This window comes from Gandjariella thermophila (genome assembly GCF_005405885.1).
Lineage (GTDB): Bacteria > Actinomycetota > Actinomycetes > Mycobacteriales > Pseudonocardiaceae > Gandjariella > Gandjariella thermophila.
In genome coordinates, this window is sequence record NZ_BJFL01000004.1 from 152,811 (window position 1) to 171,226 (window position 18,416).

At 71.9% G+C, this 18,416-nt stretch carries 11 protein-coding genes; 4 read left to right on the forward strand and 7 right to left on the reverse strand.

Annotated elements, in window-relative coordinates; all coding sequences use genetic code 11:
* On the reverse strand, positions 1-366 hold the full coding sequence (locus FFT21_RS06510) for an MFS transporter (protein ID WP_192909409.1): 366 nt from the start codon (positions 364-366) through the stop codon (positions 1-3).
* Between the two features lie 79 nt (positions 367-445).
* Positions 446-3,862, reverse strand: a complete 3,417-nt coding sequence (locus FFT21_RS06515; RefSeq protein ID WP_192909410.1) for a choice-of-anchor D domain-containing protein — start codon at positions 3,860-3,862, stop codon at positions 446-448.
* A gap of 249 nt (positions 3,863-4,111) precedes the next feature.
* Here FFT21_RS06515 and FFT21_RS06520 point away from each other — a divergent pair, with 249 nt between their 5' ends.
* Together FFT21_RS06520 and FFT21_RS06525 are read left to right on the forward strand one after the other, a co-directional pair.
* Positions 4,112-4,843 carry a TetR/AcrR family transcriptional regulator gene (locus FFT21_RS06520; protein ID WP_225978140.1) on the forward strand — a complete coding sequence of 244 codons (732 nt, stop codon included), beginning with the start codon at positions 4,112-4,114 and terminating at the stop codon, positions 4,841-4,843.
* Between the two features lie 28 nt (positions 4,844-4,871).
* Positions 4,872-6,074: a cytochrome P450 gene (locus FFT21_RS06525; protein WP_137812855.1), complete on the forward strand. Its 1,203-nt coding sequence runs from the start codon at positions 4,872-4,874 to the stop codon at positions 6,072-6,074.
* Positions 6,075-6,261: 187 nt separating this feature from the next.
* Here FFT21_RS06525 and FFT21_RS06530 read toward each other — a convergent pair whose 3' ends face one another.
* Both FFT21_RS06530 and FFT21_RS06535 read right to left on the reverse strand, forming a co-directional pair.
* Positions 6,262-7,380: a S1 family peptidase gene (locus FFT21_RS06530; RefSeq protein WP_137812856.1), complete on the reverse strand. Its 1,119-nt coding sequence runs from the start codon at positions 7,378-7,380 to the stop codon at positions 6,262-6,264.
* A gap of 192 nt (positions 7,381-7,572) precedes the next feature.
* Positions 7,573-9,087: a class I adenylate-forming enzyme family protein gene (locus FFT21_RS06535; RefSeq protein ID WP_137812857.1), complete on the reverse strand. Its 1,515-nt coding sequence runs from the start codon at positions 9,085-9,087 to the stop codon at positions 7,573-7,575.
* 184 nt (positions 9,088-9,271) lie between these two features.
* Between FFT21_RS06535 and FFT21_RS06540 the strand changes: the two genes are divergently transcribed.
* Positions 9,272-12,511: an acetyl-CoA carboxylase family protein gene (locus FFT21_RS06540; RefSeq protein WP_137812858.1), complete on the forward strand. Its 3,240-nt coding sequence runs from the start codon at positions 9,272-9,274 to the stop codon at positions 12,509-12,511.
* Between the two features lie 9 nt (positions 12,512-12,520).
* On the opposite strand, the gene FFT21_RS06545 is transcribed toward FFT21_RS06540, so the two are convergent.
* Positions 12,521-13,357, reverse strand: a complete 837-nt coding sequence (locus FFT21_RS06545) for a glutamate ABC transporter substrate-binding protein (protein WP_137812859.1) — start codon at positions 13,355-13,357, stop codon at positions 12,521-12,523.
* Positions 13,358-13,584: 227 nt separating this feature from the next.
* Positions 13,585-15,123 (reverse strand): long-chain-fatty-acid--CoA ligase, encoded by a 1,539-nt coding sequence (locus FFT21_RS06550; protein ID WP_137812860.1) that lies wholly within the window; start codon positions 15,121-15,123, stop codon positions 13,585-13,587.
* A 307-nt stretch (positions 15,124-15,430) separates the two neighbouring features.
* On the opposite strand from FFT21_RS06550, the gene FFT21_RS06555 reads away from it, so the two are divergent.
* The gene (locus FFT21_RS06555) at positions 15,431-16,666 is read left to right on the forward strand and encodes an ABC transporter substrate-binding protein (RefSeq protein WP_137812861.1); all 1,236 of its coding nucleotides are present in this window, start codon (positions 15,431-15,433) and stop codon (positions 16,664-16,666) included.
* A 6-nt stretch (positions 16,667-16,672) separates the two neighbouring features.
* On the opposite strand, the gene FFT21_RS06560 is transcribed toward FFT21_RS06555, so the two are convergent.
* Positions 16,673-17,485 (reverse strand): SAM-dependent methyltransferase, encoded by an 813-nt coding sequence (locus FFT21_RS06560; RefSeq protein WP_225978141.1) that lies wholly within the window; start codon positions 17,483-17,485, stop codon positions 16,673-16,675.
* Positions 17,486-18,416: the final 931 nt, after the last annotated feature.

The following is an 18,416-nucleotide window of genomic DNA, read 5'->3' on the forward strand; positions in this document are numbered from 1 at the left end:
TCACCGGCGGGGATCCGGCAGCCCGCGGCTGGCCACCGCGAACACCACCGGCACCGCGGCCTGCACCAGCAGCACGGCGACGAACGCTCCGCGCACCCCCACCCCGCCGGCGGCGAGAGACAGGAACAGCGAACCCAGCGTGGCCACGCCGAGGGCGAGCGAGGTCTGCTGCGTGGTGACGAACACGCCGCTGCCCACCCCGGCGCGGGCCGACGGCACGTCGGAGAGGACGATCCCGATCAGCGGGCTCATCACCATGCCCTGCCCGACGCCGGCGACGGCCATGCCGGGCAGCAGGTGGACCACCTCCACCCCGGTCGACGCGCAGAGCCGGCAGCGCCCGCACGCGCTGCACCGGATGGTCACCGGGGCCCCGGTCGGCGCGCCCGGCTGACCGGGCGGTCCGGTGGCGGCGACACTGCGGCCGCCGCCACCGGTTCTTTGATCAGTAGTAGATCACCCGGGTGGCGCCGTTGGACGCGTACCACTCGATGGCGCCGTGCTGGAAGTTGTTGCGGCGGCCGCCGGTGATGCCGAACTCGTCGCTGGTCGGGTAACCGAGCCGGCCGCGTTCCCAGCCGAGCGCCGCCCACTGCTGGCGGATCGCGCCGTACACCGCCCACGCACCGGTGCCCGGCGTCCAGTAGATCGACGCACCACCACTGCCGCTGAAGTGGTTGTACCGGCCCACGCCGTCCGGCGTGCCCCGCTCGTCGGTGACCGGGTAGCCCAGCGGGCCGCGCTCCCATCCCATGGCGGCCCAGTGCTGCCGGATCAGGCCATAGATCGCCCAGGCGCCGGTGCTCGGCGTCCAGTAGATCGACGCACCACCACTGCCGCTGAAGTGATTGAAGCGGCCGACCCCGTCCGGCGTGCCGGTCTCATCGGTGACCGGGTAGCCCAGCGGTCCACGCTCCCATCCCATGGCGGCCCAGTGCTGCCGGATCGCCCCGTAGACGGCCCACGCGTGGGTGTTCGGCGTCCAGTAGATCGACGCCCCGCCGGTGCCGTTGAAGTGGTTGTACCGGCCCACGCCGTCCGGCGTGCCGGTCTCGTCGGTGACCGGGTAGCCCAGCGGGCTGCCCGGACCGCCGATGGCCTTGTAGTGGGCGAGGATTTCGCCGTGCACCTCGTGCGCGCCGGTGCTGGGTGACCAGTAGATGGTTCCGGCCCGGTAGTCCTGGGCCATGCCGCCGCCCGGCGTGCTGTACACGGAGCCGACCGGGTCGGAGAGGAAGCCGCGGGACCCGCCCAGCTTCTCGTAGTAGTCCTCGATGGGATGGGTGTTCCCGGCGAGCTGGACCAGCGTCTCCGGGTTGCCGTCGTCGCCCTTCACCAGGTACGTGGCGGTCGCACCGAGCGTGTCGGTGGGGATGAAGGTGACGCTCTGGTGGATCACGTCGCCGGGCGCGATCACCTGGCCCTCGGCGATCGGGTCGGTGGTGGAGAACACGCCGGCGGGCGCCTTGGCCTTGGTGATGGTCAGCGGCACGGTGCCGGTGTTGCCGATGTCGAAGGTCTTCGTCACCGACTGTCCAACCGGGACAGTGTTGAAGTCGAGCCCCTTCGGGGTCACGGTGAGCAGCGGCTGGCCGGTCAGCGCGGTCCCGGATAGCGGCACGGTGACCGAGCCGGCGTCGCCGTTGACCACGAGCTGGCCGCTGTCCGCGATGCCGGTGTCGCTGCCGGCGGTGGGCGTGTAGGTGACCGTGACGACGGTGCTGTTGCCGGGTGGCAGCACGGTCCCCGCGGACGGCAGGTTGGTCACGGTGAACGGGGCCGACGGCGCGGTGGCGCCGGTGATCGTCTCCGGCTGGGTGCCGGTGTTCACGATGCTCACGCCCAGTTCCTTGGCGGCGCCGGTGCGCACCTCCCCGAAGTCGAGGGTGGCCGGGCTGGCGCCGAGCCCGGGCTGGGTGCCGTTGCCGTGCAGGTCGACGCCCACGGTGCCGGCGTCGGTGGTGAACGACAGCGTGGCGGTGGCGGCACCCCAGGTGGACGGGGTGTAGCCGACCGAGACGTCCAGCGTCTGTCCCTTGAGGACGGTCGCTGGGAGTTGCGGTGGGCTGACCGAGAAGGGGGCGTCCGTGGTGATCTGCGAGACGGTGAGGTCGCGGCTGGCGGTCACGGTAACCGTGCCGGTCGCGGTGCTGCCCACCGCCACCGAGCCGAAGTCGTAGGGCTGCGCGGTGAGCACCGCGGTGCTGGGCCGGCCGAAGCCGAGCACCTTGCCGTCCCGGGTGCCCACGTACACCCGGCCGCCGTCGGTGCCGGGCACGGCGAACTTCGCCGCCACGCCGATCGGCGCGGAGTAGCGCAGGTGCATGACCCCGTTCTGCGGCACCGCGTCATAGGCGCGAAGCTGCGCGCCGGTGCCGCTCGGGCCGGTGCTGTAGACCACCCAGACCAGCGCGGAACCGGACGTGGTGCCCGAGGAGGTCACCACCGGGGAGCCGGAGGTGTAGCCGAAGGTGTCCACGCTGGTGCCCACGGAGGTGAGCACCGGGTTGCCGCCCTGGACGCCGTACCGCAGCGCGCGCAGCGGACCGTTGCTCTCCACCGTGTAGACGTAGCCGCCGTCGCCGCCCCACACCGCGGGGTGGCCCCACACGCCGTGGAACGGGCCGGTCATCCCCACCACGGCGTCGCCGCCGTTCGCGCCCTGGCCGCTGCCGCCGAGGTTGTCCCGGTCCAGCAGGTAGACCCGGCCGTCCTTGCCGACCTGCACGAGCAGGTGCGGGTGGCTGGTTCCGGCGCCGAAGGAGTCCGGCAGCGCCACCGGCCCGCCGGAACCGAGATCCGCGTCGTCCTGGTTGAGCTTGAGGTTGTCGTACGGGCTGAAGAAGCTCTGCGCGGCCAGCGTGCCGTCCGCGTTGACGCCGAGCCGCACCACCGATTCGCCCAATGTGGACGGTGGCGGGCTGCCCGGCGCGGGCGCCGGGGCGATCCCGTTGCCGGTGGCGAAGAAGATCCGCCCGGAGTCGTCGGAGACCAGCCCGCCGCCGGCCTGCCAGATGCCGCCCTCGGCGGAGGACTGCCCCGCCTCGGTGGTCCACATCGCGGTCTGCTTCCCGGTGGCGGCGTTGACCCCGACCACGTAACCCGCGTACGGGGTGCGGTCGCAGTGACCGCCGAACCCCGCGTAGACCACGCCGTCAAGGAGCAGCAGGCCAGGTCGCTGGTGCTGGGTCTTGGGATGGAACGGGGTGAGCGGGTCGTTGTCCGGCGAACCCTGAATGGTCACCGGGAAGTTGGTCTTCGTCGCGCCGGTGGCCGCGTCCAGCGCGAACAGTTTCCAGTGCGGGTTGTCGACGTCGGGGCCGTCGTTGACCTTGGCCATCACGTACACCGCACCGGTGGCGGGGTTGTACACCGGGGTGGACGTCACGCCGATGTTCGGGGTGAGGTCACCGCAACTGACCGCGGACGCCGGCCAGGCGGGTCCGAGGTCCACCGTCCACTTCTGCGCGCCGGTGGCTGGGTTGAGCCCGTAGACCTTGTTGTTCTCGGTGGCCACCACCAGCGTCCCGGCCGCCACGATCGGTTGGGCGTACACCTGGCCGTCCACGGTGGCGGCGAACTGCTGGCCGAAGTCCGAGGAGGACACCGCGGACGGCGCGAGGTTCGGCTCGGCGGGGTCCCAGGCGGTGCGCTGGTTGTCGTGCGAGATCGTGACGGTGTCCGCGACCGCGCCGAACGGCGCCGCGAGCAGCGCCAGCCCGAACGCGGCGGCCGCGCCGAGCAGTAACCGGCGGGTGAGGCGGCGGGCTCCGCGTCTGCCGCCGGATTCCTCCTGCCCGGCAGTGCCGCGCGCTGAACGACTGGTTCGTCTGCTTTGCCTGCTACGGCGTGACGAGAACACGGGTCCCTCCCCAGTGCCGACAGTGCGCACGACCCTCGCCGCCCCGCCAACGAGCGCTCCGTGATCGCCGACGCGAGTCCGCCCTCGACGTCGTGGTCATGTGATCGCTCGACCCGGGGGCGGGCGTTACGCAGTGCGAACCCGACCAAGGACGGGTTGACGGCCGCCCCGAGCCGGTCTACCGTCAACGGTGACTCGATGACCAGATTTCAAGATTGGTCACAGCGTCACGTCAGGCGGGAGGATCGGGTGACCGCGGACCGGGCGGAGACACGCCTCGACGAGGACGCGCGGTGGGCCAGGGCCGAGCGGATCCTCGACGCGGCCACCGACCTGCTGCTGCGCTGGGGGTACAAGCGGGTCACCGTGGACGAGGTGGCCAAGCGCGCCTCGGTCGGCAAGGGCACCGTCTACCTGCACTGGAAAACCCGGGACGCGCTGCTCTACGCCGCCGTGCTGCGCGAGTGGCTGGAGATGTTCGGTGCGCTCATCGACGGCATCCGACGGGACCCGGAGGAGTTGCGGCTGCACCGGCTGATCCGGGCGAGTTTCCTGGCCAGCATGGAGCGGCCGCTGATCCGGGCCACGCTCACCCAGGACCAGGAACTGCTCGGCCGGCTGACCGAGTACGGCGCCGGTGGTGCGTTGCAGGCGGAGCAGACCGCGGCCCGCCGGGAGTACTACGCCATGCTGCGCGAGCACGGCCTGCTGCGCACCGACCTCGATCCGGACACCCAGGCGTACGCGCTGAGCGCCACCAGCACCGGGTTCTACCTGGCCACCCCACTGGTCATCGCGGAGCAGCGGCCCGACCTCTCGGCGCAGGCGGACGCGCTCGCATGGACGGTTCGCAACGCGTTCGAACCGGTGCCGCCGGCCGGTGCGGCCGCCGTCCGCGCGCTGGCACCCACGATCATCCGGCTCTTCGAGCGGCAGCGTGCGTTCGCGGAGCGGGAGCTGAGAGTTCAGCACCAGCCCTGACCGGGCGCTCACCAAGGGGGTTTCCGCCATGACCGCAACCGAGGGCGGCATCGGCCTCACCGCACCACCGGCCGACCCGGACGATCTGCTGGACTGGTTCGCCGACGCGCGCGCGAACCACCCGGTGGCCTGCGACGAGCACGGCGTGTGGCAGGTGTTCCGGTACGCCGACCTGTCGGAGGTGCTGGCGGATCCGGTTTCCTACTCCTCCGACCTGACCGGGCTGCTGCCGCCGCAGGAGGACTTCGAGCTGTTCCAGCGGGGCAACTTCGCGCGGATGGACCCGCCGCAGCACCGGAAGCTGCGCGGCCTGGTGAGCAAGGCGTTCACCCCGCGGTTGGTCGCCGGGCTGGAGCCACGGATCGCGAAGGTGACCACCGACCTGCTGGACGCGCTGGGCGGCGCCGACCGGTGGGACCTGGTCGACCGCCTCGCTTACCCGCTGCCGGTGACCGTGATCGCCGAGATGCTCGGCGTGCCGGCCGCGGACCAGCCGACGTTCCGCCGGTGGGCGGACGCGATGTTCGAGGACATCGACCAGCCGACGGTGCTGCCGGACGCGGAGTTCATGGAGTCCCGCGCGCGCCCGCTCCGCGAGATGAGCGCCTACCTGCTGGAGCACATCCGCGCCCGCCGCGCCGCCCCGCGGGACGACCTGATCAGCCACCTGGCACTCGCCGAGACGGACGGGGAACGGCTCACCGACGAGGAGATGATCGGCTTCGTCGGCCTGCTGCTGCTCGCCGGGCACATCACCACCACCCTGCTGCTCGGCAACGCGGTGACCTGCCTGCACGAGTTCCCGGAGGCCGCCGCCGCGCTGCGCGCCGACCGCGGGCTGATCCCGGCGGCGGTGGAGGAGGTGCTGCGGTTCCGCACGCCGTTCAGCCGGTTGGCCCGGCTGACCACCCGGGACGTGGTGCTGGGCGGGCAGGCGATCCCGGCGAAGCGGATGCTGCTGCTCTGGGTGACCTCGGCGAACCGGGACGGCGCGCACGTTCCCGAGCCGGACCGGTTCGACGTGCGCCGGCAGCCCAACACGCACCTCACCTTCGGGCACGGCATCCACTTCTGCCTCGGCGCCCCGCTGGCCCGGCTGGAGACGAGGGTGGCGCTCGGCATCCTGCTGGACCGGTTCGCGGAGATCGCCGTGGCCGGCGGGGCGGTGTGGCACGACCCGCGGATCATCGTCGGCCCCCGGAAGCTGCCCGTGGTCACCCGGCCGGTCTGACAGCCTGTTCCGGAACGGGACTGACCTGCGATGACGAGTATGGGAACGCGCCAGGGCGAACACCCGCGTTCCGGAACGAGCACTGAGCGACCCCGGGGCGTGCCGGCGCGGCCGCACGATCCCGGCGGCGCGGGCGGCGGGGTCCCCCGGCGGCCAGGGGGCGCCGGGGGACCCCGCCGCCCGCCGATCAGTTCAGGTTGACGCCGTACGCGCTCAGTGCGGCGGTGACGGGTTGGAAGTAGTCGGTCTGGCTGTCGCCGCCGGACACGGTGCCCAGCGCGGTGCCGCCGTCGAACAGCGCGCCGCCGCTGTCGCCGTGGTCGGAGTGCACGTCGGTCTGGATCAAGCCGTAGACCACGTCACCGTTGCCGTAATCGACGGTCTGGTCAAGCGCCTGCACCGTGCCGCAGGTGAGTCCGGTGGTGCGGCCGCTCTTGCAGACCTGCTCACCCACGGACGCGGAACCGGCCGAGGTGATCGGCTGGCTGGTGCCGTCGTAGAGGTCGACGGCGCCGGGCGCGTCCGAGGAGTCGTTGCGGATCAGGCCGTAGTCGGTGCTGGGGAAGCTGGAGTCCACCGAGGGCCCGATGCCCTGCCAGTCGGGCAGTCCCTGGGTGCAGTGGCCGGCGGTGATGATGTAGTTCTGGCCGTTCCTGTTCACGTTGAAGCCGGCCGAGCAGATGATCGCGCCGGTGGTGATCTCGTCGCCGTCGAGCACCTGCCGGGTGATCGGCCGGCTGGTGTGTCGCACGCGGACCTGGTCGCCGAACCGCGCGGCGGCGGCGAGCAGCCGGGTGGCACCGTCGGCCGGGGCGGCGTCGGAGACGGTGAGCACGACCTGGTCGGTGGACGGGTCGATGCCCCATGCCGTGTTGGGCACGCCGGCCATCGCGTCGAACGCCCGCTTGGTGGCCTGGAGTTGGTCCATGCCGTAGCGGACTAGTTTCGCGGTGACGCCGGCGGCCCTCGCCCGCTCGGCGCTGGTCGAGTCGAGCACGTTGACCACGGGCGCGCCGGTGCCGGCGTCGAGGAAGGAGCCCGCCGCGCCGGCGCCCAGTTGGCCGGCGACCTCGGCGGCGCGGGCGGCCGCCGCCCGCTGGCCCGCCAGCCGGCGCAGCGCGTCCGGTGCGGCGATCCCGGTGGTGCTGGTGAGCGAGTCCACCGCGGCGCGTTGCACGCTGGCGGCGAGCCCGGTTCCGGCCGGCGCGGGCCCCGCCTGGGCCGCGGGCAGGGCGAACAGGGCGGCGAGTGGTAACGCGGCGACGGCGGCGAGCACGACCCGCCGGCGTTTCGGTAAGAACCTCATGTGCTGACCCCTCCGGTGCAGGGTGACGTGGGGACCAGCGCAGCTTGGCCCGATCAGCGGTGGATCATCAACCTACTGGGGGTGGTTAAAGGTTGACGTATTTCCGTCCCGCCGAGGCGGCCGACGGCACCGCCGAGGTGCTCCCTCCCGCCGAGGCGGCAGGGAGCATCCTCCGGCCGGGTGCCCGGGCGTTCAGCGCACCGGTTGGCCCCACTGGGTGTCGCGGCGCAGCGGTCCCTTGAGGATCTTCCCGCCCGGGTTGCGGGGCAGCGGCTCGGTGCGCACCGCCACGTACTGCGGGACCTTGAAGTCCGCCAACCTTTCCCGCAGGTACTCCAGCATGGCGTGGACGTCGAAGCCGGTGCCCGGCGCCGGTACCACGACCGCGCCGACCTTCTCCCCCATCACCTCGTCCGGCACGCCGACCACCGCGGCCTCGAACACGCCGGGAGCGCCGGCCAGCGCGTTCTCCACCTCGACGCAGTACACGTTCTCGCCGCCGCGGTTGATCATGTCCTTGGCCCGGTCCACGATGTAGACCAGCCCCTGCTCGTCGATCCTGGCCACGTCGCCGGTGTGCAGCCAACCGTCCACAAAGGTCACCGCGGTGGCCTCCGGCTTGTTCCAGTAGCCGCGCACCACGTGCGGGCCGCGGATGAGCAGTTCGCCCGCGCCGGTGGCGTCGTCGAGCACGTCCAGCCTCACGTCGCAGACCGGCACCGGGAAGCCGACCGAGTCGGCGTGGTCGGCGGCGTACTCGTGCGGCAGGTAGGTGGACAGGCTGGAGGTCTCGGTGAGGCCGAAGCCGTTGCCGACCCGGGCCGCCGGGAACGCCTTCTTGATTTTCGACACCAGTTCGGGCGCGATCGGCGCGCCCCCGTAGGAGAGCATCCGCACGCCGGACACGTCGATGCGGGGGAAGTCAGGGTGGTTGATGGCCAGCCAGTGGATCGCCGGCACGCTGGTCAGCCAGTCGATCCGTTCCCGCTCGATGGTGCTGAGGAAGGATGTCACCTCGAACTGCGGCATGATCACGCTGGTACCGCCCAGGTAGGTGGCGGTGAGCATCTGGCTGTTGCAGCCGGTGACGTGGAACAGCGGCACGGAGATCAGCGTGCGCGGGTGCGGATCGGTGTCGACGGGCCGGACCCGGTTGCAGCTCTCGCAGTTGGACAGGAAGTTGGCGTGCGTGGTCACCGCGCCCTTGGGGAAGCCGGTGGTGCCGCTGGTGTAGAAGATCGCCGCGACGTCCTCGACGGCGGCGTCCTCGACCGCGTACGGCGCGCCGTCCGGCAGCGGGGATTCCGGCTCGGCCACGTACGCCGCGCCGCTGTCCTCGATCACGTAGCGCGCCTCGGACTCGGTGAACCGGGTGTTCACGGGGACGGCGACCGCGCCGGCGAGTTGGGTGCCCCAGAACGCCAGGGCCCAGTTGATCCCGTTGGGCAGCCGGATGGCGACCCGGTCGCCGCGGCCCACGCCGGCGGCGCGCAGCCCGCCGGCGACCCGCGAGGCCCGGTCCCACACCTCGCGGTAGCTCAGCCGCTCACCGCCCACCTCGATCAGCGCCTCCCCGGTGCCGTTCTCGTCCACCTGGGCGCGCAGCATGTGCACCAGACTCTCGGGCAGCGTGTCGTACCGGGATACGCCGTCGGGTCCCCGGGTGACCCCGGCGGTGTCGAAGGGTGTGGGCGCCGTTGCCGTCATTCGGTCCTCCTCGTCCGCGAAGCCGCTGGAGCCATCCAGCACAACGCCCGGCCAGGCGACGCGCGCATCATCAGACCGACCGGACGGTATGTCAGGGAAACTAAGTGGCGCGCACCACGCCGTCAACCGCCGGCCGGCGCCGCGACCCTTCCGGCTCATACCGACTGGTCGGTACAGTGCCGCCATGGGCGAGCAGACGGTGCTGGTGGCCAACCGCGGGGAGATCGCCATCCGGGTCATCCGGGCCGCCGCCGAACTCGGCTGGCGCACCTGCGCCGTCTACTCCCCGGACGACGCCGACGCGCGGCACGTGCGGTACGCCGACGAGGCCCGGCCACTGACCGCTGCGGGCGCGGCCGGCTACCTGGACGCCGAGCGGCTGCTCGCGGTGGCCGCCGAGGTGGGCGCCGAGCTGGTGCACCCCGGCTACGGCTTCCTCAGCGAGAGCGCGGCGTTCGCCCGCGGCTGCGCCGAGCGCGGGCTGACCTTCGTCGGACCGCCGCCCGAGGTGCTGGAGCTGTTCGGGGACAAGGCGGCCGCCCGCCGGTTCGCCGCGGCGCACCGGGTTCCGGTGCCGGCCGGCACCGGCGGCCCCACCACGGTGGCGCAGGCCAGGGAGTTCCTCGCCTCGCTCGGCGCGGGCGCGGCGATCGTGGTCAAGGCGATCGCCGGCGGTGGCGGGCGCGGCATGCGGGTGGTGACCGACCCGGCCGAGCTGGACGAGGCGTTCCGGCGGTGCCGCTCCGAGGCGGTCGCCGCATTCGGCCGCGGCGAGCTGTACGTGGAGGAGCTGCGCGCCCGTGCCCGGCACGTCGAGGTCCAGGTGCTCGGCGACGACACCGGCGCCGTGACGCACCTGTGGGAACGGGATTGCAGCATCCAGCGACGGCACCAGAAGCTGATCGAGGTGGCGCCCGCGCCCGGGCTGGGCGAACCGATCCGCCGGCGGCTGGTCGACGCGGCGCTGCGGCTCGCCCGCGCGGCCGGCCACCGCGGGCTGGGCACCGCCGAGTTCCTGGTCGACGCCAACGGCGAGTTCGTCTTCCTCGAGGCCAACCCGCGGCTGCAGGTCGAGCACACGGTCACCGAGGAGGTGACCGGCGTGGACCTGGTGACCGCGCAGCTCCGGCTGGCCACCGGCACGACGCTGGCCGAGCTGGGCCTGGGCACCACCGACGTGCCGCCGCCGCGCGGCTGCGCGATCCAGGCCAGGGTGAACGCGGAAACCCTCGCCCCGGATGGTTCCGCGGTGCCGTCCGGCGGCACGCTGACCGCGTTCGAGCCGCCCACCGGCCCCGGGGTGCGGGTGGACACCGCGGCGCACACCGGCTACCGCAGCCATCCCGCGTTCGACCCGCTGCTGGCCAAGGTGGTGGTGCGCGCGCCGGACCTGGCCGCGGCGGCGGCCAAGGCGGTGCGCGCGCTGGGCGAGTTCCGCGCCGACGGCGTCGCCACCAACCTCGGCCTGCTGCGCAACGTGCTGCGCCACCCGGACTTCGCCGCGCACCGGGTGCACACCCGGTTCCTCGAGGAGCAGCTGGCGGAGCTGCTCGGAGAACCCGGGCCGGAGACCGCGCTTGCGCCGGCAGGGCCGGACGGCACGGTGCCGGCCACCGCGCCGATGCCCGGCACCGTGCTGCGCGTCGACGTGGCCGAGGGCGACCGGGTCCGAGCCGGCGGCACGCTCGCCGTGCTCGAGGCGATGAAGATGGAGCACGAGATCCGCGCCGGCACCGCCGGTGTGGTGCGCGGGATCGGCGTCGCCGCCGGAGACACCGTGCTCGCCGGGGAGCCGCTGGCGTTCCTGGAACCGTCCGATGTGGACGACGAGGGCGTGGCCGGCGAGGAGGTGGTGGACCCCGAGGCGATCCGTCCCGACCTGGCCGAGTTGCACGGCCGCAAGGAGCTGACCCGGGACGCGGCCCGCCCGGACGCGGTGGCCCGCCGGCGGCGCACCGGGCAGCGCACCGCCCGGGAGAACCTCGCCGACCTGTGCGACCCGGGCAGCTTCGTGGAGTACGGCGGGCTGGCCATCGCCGCGCAGCGCGGCCGGCGCGACGTCCGGGAACTCATCGAGAAGACCCCGGCGGACGGGCTGGTGTCCGGCATCGGCCGGGTCAACGGCGCGCTGTTCGGGGAAGACCGGGCCCGCTGTGCGGTGCTCAGCTACGACTACACGGTGCTGGCCGGCACCCAGGGCAAGCACAACCACGACAAGAAGGACCGGCTGTTCGAGATCGTGGAGCGGCTGCGGTTGCCGGTGGTGCTGTTCGCCGAGGGCGGCGGTGGCCGCCCCGGGGACACCGACGCGCCCGGTGTGTCCGGTTTGGACTGTATGGCGTTCGCGCTGTTCGCCCGGCTGTCCGGGCTGGTGCCGACGGTGGGGATCGCCTCGGGGCGCTGCTTCGCAGGCAACGCCGCGCTGCTCGGCTGCTGCGACGTGATCATCGCGACCGAGGGCGCGAACATCGGGATGGGTGGTCCGGCGATGATCGAGGGCGGCGGGCTGGGCCGCTACCGCCCGGAGGACATCGGCCCGCTGCCGGTGCAGGCGGCGAACGGCGTGGTCGACCTGGTCGCCGCGAACGAGGCGGAGGCGGTCCGGCTGGCCAAACATTACCTGGGCTTCTTCCAGGGCGACCTGGCCGGGTGGGACTGCGCGGACCAGCGGCTGCTGCGCGCCGCGGTGCCGGAGAACCGCCGCCGCGCCTACGACGTGCGCGCCGTGCTGGGCATCCTCGCGGACACCGGCTCGGTGCTGGAGCTGCGGGCCCGGTTCGGCGCCGGCATGGTCACCGCGCTGGCCCGGATCGAGGGCCGGCCGGTGGGCGTGGTGGCGAACAACCCCGGGCACCTCGGCGGCGCGATCGACCGCGACGGCGCCGACAAGGCGGCCCGGTTCATGCAGCTCTGCGACGCCTTCGACATCCCGATCCTGTTCCTCTGTGACACCCCGGGGTTCATGGTCGGCCCGGAGGCCGAGGAAACCGCGCAGGTCCGCCACTTCGGTCGGATGTTCGTCACCGCGGCCAGCCTGTCCGTGCCGTTCTGCACCGTGGTGCTGCGCAAGGGCTACGGGCTGGGCGCGCAGGCCATGGCCGGCGGCAGCTTCCGCGCGCCGGTGCTCACCGTGTCCTGGCCCACCGGCGAGTTCGGCCCGATGAACCTGGAGGGCGCGGTGCGGCTGGGCTACCGGCGGGAGCTGGAGGCGATCGCCGACCCGGCCGAGCGGGCGGCGGAGTTCGACCGCATGGTCGCCGCCGCCTACCAGCACGGCAGGGCGCTCAACGTGGCCAGCTACTTCGAGATCGACGACGTGATCGACCCGGCGGACACCCGCGAGGTGGTGGCCGGTGTGCTGCGCGCAGCCCCGCCGCCGGCACCCCGGCAGGGCCGCGGGCGGCCCTGCGTGGACACCTGGTAGGCCGCCGGCTCACCGCTCGGTGACCTGCGGCGGCGGTGGGATCTTGTAGCCGCCGCCACCCAGGTTGCGCTGCACGATGTCCCGCCACGCCCCGCTGGAGATCATCTTCTCGATGGCCGCGTTGATCGCGTCCCGGCTGGCGTTGTCCCCCTTCTTCAGCCCGATCCCGTAGCGTTCCTGGGTGAACGGCTTGCCCACGACGCGCAACAGTTCCGGGTTCTGCGCGGCGTAGCCGGCGAGGATGGTGTCATCGGTGGTCACCGCGTCCACGATGCTGGCGAGCAGCGCGGTGACGCAGTCGGAGAACCGGTTGTACTCCACCAGCTGGGTGCCCTTCGCGAACCGGTCCTTGACCGCCTGGGCCGAGGTGGTGCCCTTCACCGAGCACAGCTTCTTGCCGTTGAGCGTCTCCGGGCCGGTGATGCTGTGGTCGTCCAGCCGTACCAGCAGGTCCTGGCCGGCGATGAAGTACGGCCCGGCGAAGGTGATGGTCTGTTTGCGCCCGTCGGTGATCGAGTACGCGTCGATGACGAAGTCCACCGCACCACTGGTGATCATCGTCCCGCGCTGCTCCATCTGGGTGTCTTTCCAGGTGATACCGCTTTCGTCGACACCAAGTTCCTTGGCCACGTAGCGGGCCACGTCCACGTCCAGGCCCCCGTAGTGGCCGTTGAGGTCGCGGAACCCGAGGCCGGGCTGGTCGCGTGCGACGCCGATGGTGAGCTTCCCGGAACGCGCGTGGCCCAGCGCCGAGTTGTCGTCCGTGGCTCCGCCGCCACCACAGGCGCCGACCAGCGCGACCATGGCCGCCACCACACCGCAGCGCACCCACCGGCTCGCCCGCATGCCGCTCCCCTCCAGACGCCGGCCCTCGCACCGAGGGTCTCTCGCCGATCTCGGGGCAACCTAAGGTCGTTGGGCCATCCGAGTCCAGCCGGTGGGGGAAGGTATTACCGTCCGTGTCGAAACGCGGGGGTGTGCGGGCCTGGCTGCTCCGTCGGTGTCGGCGCCTGTTCCGGAAGGCGCGTTCCCATGCTCGTCGCCGCAGGTCCGCCCAGTTCCGGAACCGGCGGTCAGCGCAGTTCCCGCTTGAGGATCTTGCCGGTCGCGGTCATCGGCAGCGAGTCGCGGAACTCGACGAGGCGCGGGTACTTGTAGCCGGCCATGTTCTCCCGGCACCAGGCGACCAGTTCCGCCTCGGTGATCTCCGCGCCCGGCTGGCGGACCACGTACGCCTTGATCTCCTCGCCGTGGCTGTCGTGCGGCACGCCGACGACCGCGGCCAGGCTCACCGCCGGATGGGTGAGCAGCACCTCCTCCAGTTCCCGGGGATACACGTTGAACCCGCCGCGGATGATCATGTCCTTGGCGCGGTCCACGATGTAGTAGTAGCCGTCGGCGTCACGGCGGCCGATGTCGCCGGTGCGGAACCAGCCGTCGCGGAGCACCTCGGCGGTGGCCTCGGGCCTGCGGTAGTAGCCCTTCATCACGTTGTGGCCGCGAATGGCGATCTCGCCGACGCCCTCGCCGGTCACCTCGTCCCCCTGCGCGTCCAGCAGCTTCACCGCCACGCCCCAGATCGGCAGGCCCACCGAGCCGACCCGCGGCTCGCGGTCGGGCCGGTTGAACGTGGCCACCGGCGAGGTCTCGGACAACCCGTAGCCCTCCAGGATCGACACGCCGAACCGGTCGGCGAACCTCCTGTGGATCTCGACGGGCAGCGCGGAGCCCCCGGACACCGCGATCCGGAGGTTCCGCGCCGCGTCGGCCACGGCCGCGTCGCCGGTTCCGGCGCCGAGCAGGCCCCAGTACATCGTGGGCACGCCGGCGAAGAACGTCACCCGCTCCCGGACCATCGTGGCCAGCGCGGCCGCCGCGTCGAACCGGGGCAGCAGCACCAGCGTGGCCCGGGCGCTGAACCCGTAGTTCATCTGCACGGTCTGGCCGAACGTGTGGAACAGCGGCAGGGTCACCAGGTGCACGTCGTGCGGGTGGTCACCGAAGAGCCGGTGGCAGGTGAGCGCGTTGAGGACGAGGTTGGCGTGGCTGATCTCGGCGCCCTTGGGTTGGCCGGTCGTTCCGCTGGTGTAGAGGATCACCGCGGTGTCGGTGGGTTCGGTCAGCGCGGTGCCGAACGTGGTCGGCCGGTCCCGCACCGCCTCGGCGAACGTGCGGTCCACCGCACCCGAAGGGGCGTGCGGATCGGCCGTCAGCAGGAAGAAATGCTCACACTTGGCGGCCTGCTCGAAACCGGCGCGGCCGTGCACGCCGACCGGAAGATCGGGTGTGCCCTCGAAGCAGAAGTACACCTTCGCCTCGGAGTCGTCCAGGTGGTAGGCGATCTCCCGACCCTTCAGCAGGATGTTCAGCGGCACCACGACCGCGCCCACCTTGAGGATTCCGTAGTAGATGATCGGGAAATACGGCAGGTTCGGGCAACTGATCGCCACCTTGTCCCCGGCGCCGACCCCGCATTCCACCAGCAGGTTGGCCACCCGGTTCGCGGCCGCGTCCACCTCCGCGTAGCTCCACCGCTGGTCACCAAGCACAACGGCGTCCCGGTCCGGCACCTCGCGGGCGCTGTCCTCGAGCATGACGGCGAGATTGAGCATTCCGGGCTCCTCGATGGGCGGTCGGCATCGGCGGCGCACGCGCGGCGCCACGGGTTGCGCACATCGTCCGGACGTCGGGCACACTTCGCCATGTGCCGCCGTCACCGTCTCGCTGTGCGCGCGCATAGCCATCCGTGGCTCCCTCGGTAGTTGACCCGAGGCCGTTCGGGCGGCACCGAATAGCCCGCGCGACGCATTTTCCGGGCGCCCCCCGGAATCCCGGCACGTGCGCATTTCATGCCGCTATCCTCGCGGTTACACAATCGGCGACCCCATCACCGCCGATGTGTCCAGAAGGGGTCCACGGATGCGCCTCTCCCTGCCGCGCGCGCTCGCCGCCGGAGTCATGGCCCTGGTCGCGCTGACCACGGGTTGCGCCGGAACGGACGGCAACGTGCTCACCGGTCCGGGAGTCACCGCCGACACCATCTCGCTCGGCGTGCTGGGCGATCTCAGCGGCCCGTTCGCTCCGCTGGGCAAGAACCTGATGCAGGGCAACCAGCTCTACTTCGACAAGGTCAACGCGGCGGGCGGGATCTGCGGCCGGCAGGTGCGGCTGGTGGTCGCCGACCACGGGTACAACGCGCAGCGCGCCATCGACCTGTACTCCCAGGTGGAGCCGAAGGTGCTCGGCTTCGTCCAGCTGCTCGGCTCGCCGATGACCGATGCGCTCAAGCAGGACATCCTGCAGGACCAGGTGCTCGCCGCGCCGGCGGGGTGGTCGTCGTGGCTGCTGCGGCACCCGTACCTGATGGTCACCGGCACCACATACGACCTGGAGATGGTCAACGGGCTGGACTACCTGGTCAACCAGGGCGGCGTGACCCGGGGCGACGCGGTCGGCCACGTCTACCTGGACGGGGACTACGGCGGCAACGCGTTGCAGGGCAGCACCTTCGCGGCCGGTCAACTCGGGCTCAGCCTGGTCCCGGTGAAGGTGGACGAGAAGACCCGGGACATGACCGCGCAGCTCGCCACGCTGAAGGCGCAGCGGGTGAAGGCGATCCTGGCGAGCGTGACCCCGGCGCAGACGGTCGCCATCGCCACCGCCGCCCGGGCCGCCGGGCTGGACGTGCCGATCCTGTCCGACAACCCCGGATTCGACCCGGCCATCCTGCGCACCCAGATGGCCCCGTGGCTGGAGCAGAAGCTGCTCATGGTGTCCTCCTACGCGCCGTTCGGCGCGGATATCCCGGCGGCCAGGGATCTCGCCGCCGCGTTCCGGGCGCGCTACCCGTCGGACGCGCCGAGCGCGGCGGTGGACTACGGCTACGCGGTGGCCAACGCCTACGGCGAGATCCTCGCGACCGCCTGCGCCAACAAGGACCTGACCCGGGAGGGGGTGCACCGGGCCTTCCGCAGCCAGCACACCATCGACACGGGAGGTCTGAACCCGCTGCTGCACTTCTCCGACGCCGGCAAGCCCTCCGCGGACGCGGTCTACGTGCTGCGCCCGGACAGTCACGTGCCCGGCGGCCTGGCCATCGTGAAGAACCTCTTCGTCAGCGCCCTGGCCAGCAGGTACGAGATCGCCGCGCTGTAGCGGAGGTCAGCGGGTTCGGCCGAGCGCGGCATAGCCGGCGAAGCGCTCCGGGTGGCGGTCGGCGGACGCGTCCGGCTCCGGCCGCCACAGCGGTACCGGAACCACACCCGGTGGGACGAGTTCCAGGCCGGCGACGAGACCGGCGATCTCGGCCGGGGTGCGGAAGTTGAAGCGGGGCAACTCGTCGGGGTAGATGCGGGTGAACAGGGCCAGTCCCGCGCGGATGCCCGGGTCCTCCCGAGCGGTGTGGGAGAGCGCCAGGTAGCTGCCGGGGCAGGCCGATGCTGTGTAGGCGGCGATCAGTCCCGCCGGGTCGTCGGCGTCCGGCACCAGGTGCAGGACGTCGATCATCAGCACGGCGACCGGTCTGCTGGGGTCCAGCAGGCCTTCGCCGGTGACGGCGCCGAGCACCGCGCCGGGGTCGCGCAGGTCCGCGCAGAGAAACGCGACGCCCGGCGTTCCGCTGAGCAGGCGGCGGGCGTGCGCGGCGACGCGGGGGTCGTTGTCCACGTACACCACCCGGCAGTCCGGGGCCAGGCTCTGCCCGATCTCGTGGACGTTGCCCGCGGTCGGCAGGCCGGACCCGAGGTCGAGGAACTGCCGTACCCCGGCGGCGACGAGGTAGCTGACCACCCGGCGCAGGAAATGCCGGTGCGTGCGTACCAGGTAGGGCAGGTGTGGCGCGCACACGACGAACTGGCTGGCCAGCCGGCGATCGGCGGCCACGTGCTGGCTGCCGTCGAGCCAGTAGTCACGGATGCGGGCGAGGCTGGGCCTGCCCTTGTCGATCGTGCCGCAGACCGAGACCGCCTCGTTCACGCTGCGCCCTTCCCCGATCATCCCGCGTAGTGGCGCACCCCAAGGTAATGGTACCGAGGCAGAGGGTAACAGATTAATCGGCCGGATGGAGCCGTCGCTGCTCGCGATGTCCGATCGGGCGGCAGCCGGCCGCGCGACCCGCCCCGGTCCGGGCGGCGGCGCCGGGACGCACCCGGATGCCATGGACGCCTGCGCCGACGGCCGGGGGCGGCCCGGGCGGCCGGGCCCGACCACGCCGGACGTCCGCACCAAGACGGCCAGGGAAAGCCGCGCCACCTGTCGCCGGCCGATTCCGCGGATCGCGCCCGTTGACCCGCCCGAAACATCGCACGCCGGCACGACCGATTTCCGGCCATACCGCAACACGCGAGTACGTCAACAGCTCTTCACGCGACTGTTGCGGAACCGCGACACGGCAGCGACACAAAGATGCCGAACCTCCCCCGCCACAGTAACCCGTTCGAGTGATCAATTTGTGGCACCCATGGGCGACATGCCCGCTGACCTGCCACTCTGCAGTGGACGCCCACTTGACCCCATGGACATACACCCGTTCGGATGTTGATGTTGGGACACACGGCCCAATACGCTACTCGGGGTAGCCGTTGGGATATCTGATCGTGTTGTCTCGTTAGTTACTTCGTGCGGACCTTGTCGGGGAAGGACGCGCTGTGGGGTCGTGGCATGCCCGCATCAAGAAGGAAGGCACAACACTTTTGACTGAAATGTGTTCCGATCCTTGGGGGAATACCTCCGTCTCCGTTTACGAAACTGCTCGGCTGGTCGCATTGGCACCCTGGCTGGCCGGACACCGGGCACGGACGGATTTCCTCCTACGGCAGCAGCATCCGAATGGCCGATGGGGCGGCCCGGACAGTTACGGACTGATTCCCACCCTGAGCGCGACCCAGGCTCTGCTCGCCGGCCTGCG

Coding starts and splice junctions, on each gene's coding strand:
- FFT21_RS06525 (WP_137812855.1), top strand. CDS start 4,872: ATGACCGCAACCGAGGGCGGCATCGGCCTCACCGCACCACCGGCCGAC.
- FFT21_RS06530 (WP_137812856.1), bottom strand. CDS start 7,380: ATGAGGTTCTTACCGAAACGCCGGCGGGTCGTGCTCGCCGCCGTCGCC.
- FFT21_RS06535 (WP_137812857.1), bottom strand. CDS start 9,087: ATGACGGCAACGGCGCCCACACCCTTCGACACCGCCGGGGTCACCCGG.
- FFT21_RS06540 (WP_137812858.1), top strand. CDS start 9,272: ATGGGCGAGCAGACGGTGCTGGTGGCCAACCGCGGGGAGATCGCCATC.
- FFT21_RS06545 (WP_137812859.1), bottom strand. CDS start 13,357: ATGCGGGCGAGCCGGTGGGTGCGCTGCGGTGTGGTGGCGGCCATGGTC.
- FFT21_RS06550 (WP_137812860.1), bottom strand. CDS start 15,123: ATGCTCAATCTCGCCGTCATGCTCGAGGACAGCGCCCGCGAGGTGCCG.
- FFT21_RS06555 (WP_137812861.1), top strand. CDS start 15,431: ATGCGCCTCTCCCTGCCGCGCGCGCTCGCCGCCGGAGTCATGGCCCTG.